The sequence below is a fragment of the Streptomyces sp. TM32 genome, assembly GCF_004122755.1.
Lineage (GTDB): Bacteria > Actinomycetota > Actinomycetes > Streptomycetales > Streptomycetaceae > Streptomyces > Streptomyces sioyaensis.
This window is the reverse complement of the sequence record NZ_SDIG01000259.1, coordinates 1-6,162: the sequence shown is the minus strand read 5'-3', so window position 1 is coordinate 6,162 and position 6,162 is coordinate 1. Positions and strand designations below refer to the sequence as shown.

Annotated in this window: 5 protein-coding genes; 3 read left to right on the top strand and 2 right to left on the bottom strand. The window is 71.4% G+C overall.

All coding sequences use genetic code 11. From position 1 onward, the window contains the following. Nucleotides 1–158: 158 nt before the first annotated feature. Nucleotides 159–1,067, bottom strand: coding sequence for a Gfo/Idh/MocA family oxidoreductase (locus EST92_RS30610; protein ID WP_129283927.1), 909 nt, complete (start codon nt 1,065–1,067; stop codon nt 159–161). Nucleotides 1,068–1,355: 288 nt separating this feature from the next. Between EST92_RS30610 and glnII the strand changes: the two genes are divergently transcribed. The 3 genes from glnII (at nt 1,356) to EST92_RS30595 (ending at nt 4,165) form a co-directional block, all read left to right on the top strand. Then, nucleotides 1,356–2,378, top strand: coding sequence for a glutamine synthetase (gene glnII / locus EST92_RS30605; RefSeq protein WP_129283926.1), 1,023 nt, complete (start codon nt 1,356–1,358; stop codon nt 2,376–2,378). A gap of 223 nt (nt 2,379–2,601) precedes the next feature. Next, nucleotides 2,602–3,519, top strand: coding sequence for a hypothetical protein (locus EST92_RS30600; RefSeq protein WP_129283925.1), 918 nt, complete (start codon nt 2,602–2,604; stop codon nt 3,517–3,519). 1 nt (nt 3,520) lies between these two features. Then, on the top strand, nt 3,521–4,165 hold the full coding sequence (locus EST92_RS30595) for a rhomboid-like protein (protein WP_254069169.1): 645 nt from the start codon (nt 3,521–3,523) through the stop codon (nt 4,163–4,165). Between the two features lie 156 nt (nt 4,166–4,321). Here EST92_RS30595 and EST92_RS30590 read toward each other — a convergent pair whose 3' ends face one another. Further along, nucleotides 4,322–5,335: a hypothetical protein gene (locus tag EST92_RS30590; RefSeq protein ID WP_129283924.1), complete on the bottom strand. Its 1,014-nt coding sequence runs from the start codon at nt 5,333–5,335 to the stop codon at nt 4,322–4,324. Between the last annotated feature and the right edge of the window lie 827 nt (nt 5,336–6,162).

Here is a 6,162-nt window from a genome sequence, read left to right as displayed (position 1 = left end):
GGTATTCACGGTCGAATGCCTGGGATTCTGCTACCCGAGGGGGCTCCTCGGGCGTGGCCGCGGGCCCCAGGAACGGAACGCCCTTACGGCGTTCGTCGGGCGCGGGGCGGCGTCCGTCGGGGTCCGGGCGGCCTCCGTAGGCGGGCGCGGTGCGGGCCTCATGGACCGGACGGTACGAGCGGGGGCAGCGTCGCCTCGGCCGCCGCCAGGATTTCCGTGACCCGGAGGCCGAAGTGGAGGTCGCAGGCGTTGGGCAGACCCGTTCCGGCGGCGGCGAGCAGGGCATCGACGGCGCGGTGGTAGGCCGTTTCGGGACCGTGCAGGCGGCGGGGCAGGCAGGTGGTGCCCGCGGTGCCGCGGAGGGTGATCTCGACCCCGGCCGCCGCGGCGGGGGCGGTCAGGGCGACCGTCGCGGTGCTGGCCGCGCCGCTGCTGTGCCGCATCGCCAGCAGCACCGCATCGGCCGGGCCCCGGGTCGCGGTGACCGCTTCCACGTCGCCGAGGACCGCGAGGAGCACGGACAGCGCATGCGGGCCGACGTCCCACAGGCCGCCCTTCTCCCGGCGCCAGGGCGAGTGCGCGTACGGACTGGCGCTGTCCTCGGCGAAGACCGAGCCGAGCCAGTCGGCGTGCGCGGTGAACCAGCCGCCCACCGCGGCCTGCGCGGCGATCCACTCCCCCTCCTGCTCCCCGAAGCGCGCGGTGAAGAAGACCACCGAGGCGATCTGCGCCCGCTCGGCGGCCGCGGCCAGCGCGCGGGCCTCGGGTACGGAGGTGGCGACCGGTTTGTCCAGGAGCAGATGGCAGCCGGCCCCGGCCGCGCGGACGGCCAACGGGGCCTGCACGGAGGGCGGCAGGGCGACGGCGACGGCGTCACAGGCCGCGAACAGCTCGTCGGGGGTGTCGTACGGGCGGGAGCCGTGGACCTGGGCCAGCGCGGCGGCGGCCTCCGGTCTGCGGCCCCAGATGCCGGTGAGCTCGACGCCGGGGTGCCCGGCGAGGGCGGGGGCGTGGACGCTCCGCGCCCAGGGCCCGGTACCGAGGAGTCCGATGCGCAGGGTCGCCATACGGGCCAGTGTCTCGCGGGGCGCGGGCCGGGGGCCGGTTGCGCCGCGCCCGCGACCCGTGCGCCGGGGGCCGGTTGCGCCGCACCCGCGGCCACGCCCGAGGAGCCCCCTCGGGTAGCAGAATCCCAGGCATTCGACCGTGAATACCTTCGGAACAGCGGGATGTCCGGCTCAGTAACCTGCGGTTCACAATTGGGCAACGGACGGGAAATGGCGCGTTGCGAGAGTGCGGCAATACACCCGCACAGGTACCCGCACCCGCACCTACCCGCAGTAAGAGGAACCCCCGTGAGCATCAAGGCCGAATACATCTGGATCGACGGCACCCAGCCGACCGCCAAGCTCCGCTCCAAGACCAAGATCGTCGCGGACGGCGGCAGCCTGCCCCGCTGGGGCTTCGACGGATCCAGCACCAACCAGGCCGAAGGCCACTCCTCGGACCTCGTACTGGAGCCGGTGTTCAGCTGCCCGGACCCGATCCGCGGCGGCGACCACCTGCTGGTGCTCTGCGAGGTCCTCCACACCGACCTGACCCCGCACCCCTCCAACCAGCGGGCGCTGCTGCGCCCGGTGGCGGAGAAGTTCGCCGGCCAGGAGCCGATCTTCGGCATCGAGCAGGAGTACACCTTCCTCAAGGGCGAGCGGCCGCTCGGCTTCCCCGAGGGCGGCGGCTTCCCGGCCCCGCAGGCCGACTACTACTGCGGCGTGGGCGCCGACGCGATCTTCGGCCGGGAGATCGTCGAGAAGCACCTCGACCTGTGCCTCGCGGCCGGCCTCGGCCTGTCCGGGATCAACGCCGAGGTCATGCCCGGCCAGTGGGAGTTCCAGGTGGGCGCGCTGCCGCCGCTGGAGGTCTCGGACCACATGTGGGTGGCGCGCTGGCTGCTGCACCGGGTCGCCGAGGAGTACGGCGTCACCGCGTCGCTGGACGCCAAGCCGGCCAAGGGCGACTGGAACGGCGCCGGTGCGCACACCAACTTCTCCACCCGCGCGATGCGGGAGGGCTACGACGCGATCATCACCGCCTGTGAGGCGCTGGGTGAGGGCGACAAGCCGCTGGAGCACGTCCGCCAGTACGGCACCGGCATCGAGGACCGGCTGACCGGCGCGCACGAGACCGCTCCCTGGGACGCGTACTCCTACGGCGCCTCGGACCGCGGCGCCTCGGTGCGGATCCCCTGGCAGGTGGAGGTCGAGAAGAAGGGGTACATCGAGGACCGGCGGCCGAACGCCAATGTCGACCCGTATGTGGTCACCCGTCTGATGGTGGACACCTGCTGCACCGAACTGGCGCGGCGCGAGCAGATCTGACGTCGTCGTCGCGGCGGCGGCGTGGGAGCGGGGCCGGGCCGAAGGGGCCCGGCCCCGTTCTCACCTGCCGGGCGGGCCGGACTGCGAGTTCGGCCGGGCCGGTAGTCACCGGCGGTCGGTCCAGTCGTCACCGGCGGCCGGGCAGTTTGCCACCGGCGGACCGGGGGGCGATTGCCAGGTACGGCCGGGGTCGGTTGTCAGTGGCGGGTGGCACGCTGGGGGCATGCTTGCGATCAACGTCAGGACCGAGACCGGGGCGGAGCGCGCCCATCCGGCCGAAGCGGAACTCGCCGGACTGCTGCGGCGGATCGGCGCCGCCGACGACCATTTCGTGGTCGTCGAGCGCGTCCCCGACCAGCAGCAGGTCTTCGTGCAGACCTGGCGGGAGGGCACGGGGCCGTTCGCGGTGGAGTACCGCGACGGCGCCCCCGAGCGACACTTCAGCGCGGAGTGCGACGATGCCGAGCAGGTCGTGGCGGTCTTCCTGGACTGGGCGCGCGGCGGGGACTCCTGGCGCACGGCGCTCGACTGGCGGCCGGCGGACCTCTTCGCCACGCCCGGCCTGGATCCGCGGACCCGCGCGGCCGCCGAGGAGCAGGCCCGCAAGGACATGCGCTCGGGTTTCCGCAAGGCCCATGAGGTCGCGCAGAGCGTGTGTGACGTCCTCGATCCGGAGGACTCCCCGGTCACCCTCGACGAGGCACGGCGGATCGTGGCGGGCCTGTGGGAGGAGCAGCTCGCCGAGCAGGAGCGATGGCCCGAGGTGACCGGTGCCGACCGGGTCACCCGGGCCTTCGCCTCCCTGGATGTCCAGGGGCTGACCGCCCGGATGCACTTCACCTGTTGCAGCAACTGCGCGCTCGGCGAGATAGCGGCCGAACGCGCCGAGGGCGACCGGGGGTTCGTCTTCTTCCACTACCAGGACACCGAGGCCGCCGCGGACGGGTATGGGCTCTCGGTCCGCTACGGCGCGTACGCGGACACCGGGGAGGCCGCCGACGAGGCGCGCGCCGAGGTCGGGCGGACGGTGGCGGCGGCGCTCACGGCTGCGGGACTGCCGGTGGAGTGGGACGGCGACCCGGACCGCGTCATCGAGGTCACCCCGCTGGACTGGCGCAAGCGGCTGCCGACGGGAACCTGAGATGCCGAAGACCGCCTCCGGGTTCCTGCGCCGGGGCGTCCTGCCGGATGCCGACTCGCGTATCCGGCCGGCCGCCGCCGTGCCCTGGCTCACGCCGCTCTACGTCGGCGCCGTCCAGCTCGGTGCGTATGCCGTCGCGCGGCTGCCCGCCCGGCGGCGCACGGAGCTGCTGCGCGCCCACTCCACCAATGTCGTCAATCTGCGGGCCGGCCGGTGGCGGACGCTGGCCACCAGCGCCGCCTTCGTCGAGCAGCCGATGCCGCTGCCGTACGCCGCCGCGCTGCTCGCCGTCCTCGGTACGGCCGAGGCGCGCTGGGGCACCCGGCGCGCGGCAGGCGTGTTCGCGGCCGGCCACACCGGCGCCTCTCTGTTGGTGTACGCGGGCCTGCGCGGCCGGGTGCGCACGGATCCGCCGGACGCGACCGCACGGGCCGTCGACGTCGGGACGAGCTATGGCTTCCACGCCACGCTCGGCGCCCTGGCCGCGGCCGTCCCGCACCGCCGCACGCGGACCGCCGCGACGGCCGGACTGCTGGCGCTGGGCACCTGGCCCGTGCTGCGCCGGACACGGACCTTCACCGATGCCGGGCATCTGACGGCGACGGCGCTCGGGGTGATGTGTGGGGCGGGGATACGGCGGCCATAAACCGGTGTTGGGGCCACGGTGAGTCAGGTCACACCGCCACCCGGCGGGATGAGTCAACGCGAAGGAGCCCTCCATCCCCTGCCGGGGGATGGAGGGCGCTTTCCCGCCTGGCCCTTTGGGTCCTTTGGGTTCCTTTGGGCCAGCCGTGCGGCCTTGTTAGGACTTCACCCGCTTGATCCAGGTGACCGGCTGGCCGCTGTCGGGCGACTGCACAAATGCCTTCGCGGGGATGGCCACCAATCGCTGACCGCTTTCGGTGGGGCCGCGGAGGACGATGTACCCGGTGTAGACCGCGCCGTTGGCCCGGGCCTCCGCGGAGACCTGCTTCGTTCCCTGCGGCGCGAGCTCCAAGTTGATCTCGTCTGTGCTCGTCACTCTCCGGGTGAAGGTGGAGGCGTAGTTGTAGGCGAAGCTGATCTCGCCCGCGACCTCGCTCTTGCCGTCACCGACCTTGGGCGTGATCTTTCCGCCCGCTGTCCAGCCTTCCGTCGTGCTCTTCTCGTCCGTAACGGCCGCCGAGATCTTGACGGTGGTCTTGTCGACCCCCGCCGAAGCGCCACGCTCCGCCCTCACCGGCCACTGGTCGGTGGCAGGGTTGGCGATCTTCCCGACGAACACACAGGGCGCTGTCTGCCCGAAGCTCGCACTCGCCCCATCCTTGTTGACCATATTGCAGTACTGCTCTGCGGTCTGGCCGCCGTCGAGGGCGTTGTCCTTCGTGTTCTGGCGGACGTCGTTGCCTTTTGGTGTACCTGCGTCGGGCCAGCCGTTGACCAGCTTTCTGGCACTCTCCCGCAGTGGCTCGGTGTTCTTGTCGTTGTCGGCATACTTCTGCGCCGCGACTACCGCATCCTTGATCGCCTGCTCGGGATCGTAGGTCTTCTTGACGTCGGCCAGGGTGAGGTTCTGTTCCACCTGGGGGTATCCCATCACGGATCCATCCACGGATCCATCCTCCGCTGCAGGTGCCCAACGCTGCATCGCCGCGCGGATATCCGCTTCGTTTTCATAGTATTTCAGGTCGACCTGCGGCTGCTGGCCGCCGTCGGCCATGGCCGGTGACGCGGTACCCACCAACGGCGTGGCAATCAGCGTTGCGGCGACCAGTATCTTGACTCCTCTGGCCCTTCGGCCGGCCGCCCGGCGCAGGGCGGAGGCTGCGTTCGTCATGAGGGTTCTCTCTTTTCTCCGGCAGATGCTGGGATGACTGCCAAGGGGAGCGCAACACGTCATATGGCATCTGATTGAGCTCGGTGTGGCAGACGTACAAGAGTGCGTCCATGCCTGCCAGGCCTGTGTGGGCTGGACTTGCGCCAGTGAAGCCCGGAAAGGGTGAGTTGTCGACGTTCCAGAGGTAAGTATTCGGTCGGGCGCGCGTAATTCGGTGGGTGACCACAGGTTGCACGTGCCGCACCACGAAAGAACGGTCGCGGACCACGAATTCCAGCGGATCGCATCAGTAAGAGATGGTGAGTTTGAGGAGTCGTTTGCAGCGGCAGCGGGCGGCCGCAAATCCGAGAAAGGCCAGGGCGCATGTCCCCTGTGGAAATGCCCCGTCCGCCAACTCCGGTGCGCCGCCGCTACCGAGTCGGGGCAGGCTCTTCCCCGGGCCCGGTGCCGGTGCGGTCGCGGCGCGGCGGATTCGCGTCACACCGCGGGCCGCATCGGGGACAGAACACCGGCCGTCTGGTTCAATGGGGCCATGGCCAGCCTCAATGACACCGCGACGGGTCGCAGCGACCTCGAGCCGTTCTGGCCGTCCCGGCAGGCGCACGCCTTCGACCTTCTGTGTTGCCACGCGCACTGAGCGCGGGCCCGCACCTCTCGCACCGACGCCGCTGACCGGCGCCGCACGCCTTGCCCGCGCGCACGACGTCCCCCGACGCCCCTCCGCGCGAAAGCTGACCGTGATGACGAACGTCCGTACCCTGACCGCCCCTTCCCCGACCGCCGCCTGCTCGGCCGGTACGAGCACCAGATAGCCGACCATCGGTGGC

Bases quoted from the DNA above. Each gene is read 5' to 3' on its own strand.
- EST92_RS30610 (WP_129283927.1), bottom strand. From the start codon at position 1,067: ATGGCGACCCTGCGCATCGGACTCCTCGGTACCGGGCCCTGGGCGCGG.
- EST92_RS30600 (WP_129283925.1), top strand. From the start codon at position 2,602: ATGCTTGCGATCAACGTCAGGACCGAGACCGGGGCGGAGCGCGCCCAT.
- EST92_RS30595 (WP_254069169.1), top strand. From the start codon at position 3,521: ATGCCGAAGACCGCCTCCGGGTTCCTGCGCCGGGGCGTCCTGCCGGAT.
- EST92_RS30590 (WP_129283924.1), bottom strand. From the start codon at position 5,335: ATGACGAACGCAGCCTCCGCCCTGCGCCGGGCGGCCGGCCGAAGGGCC.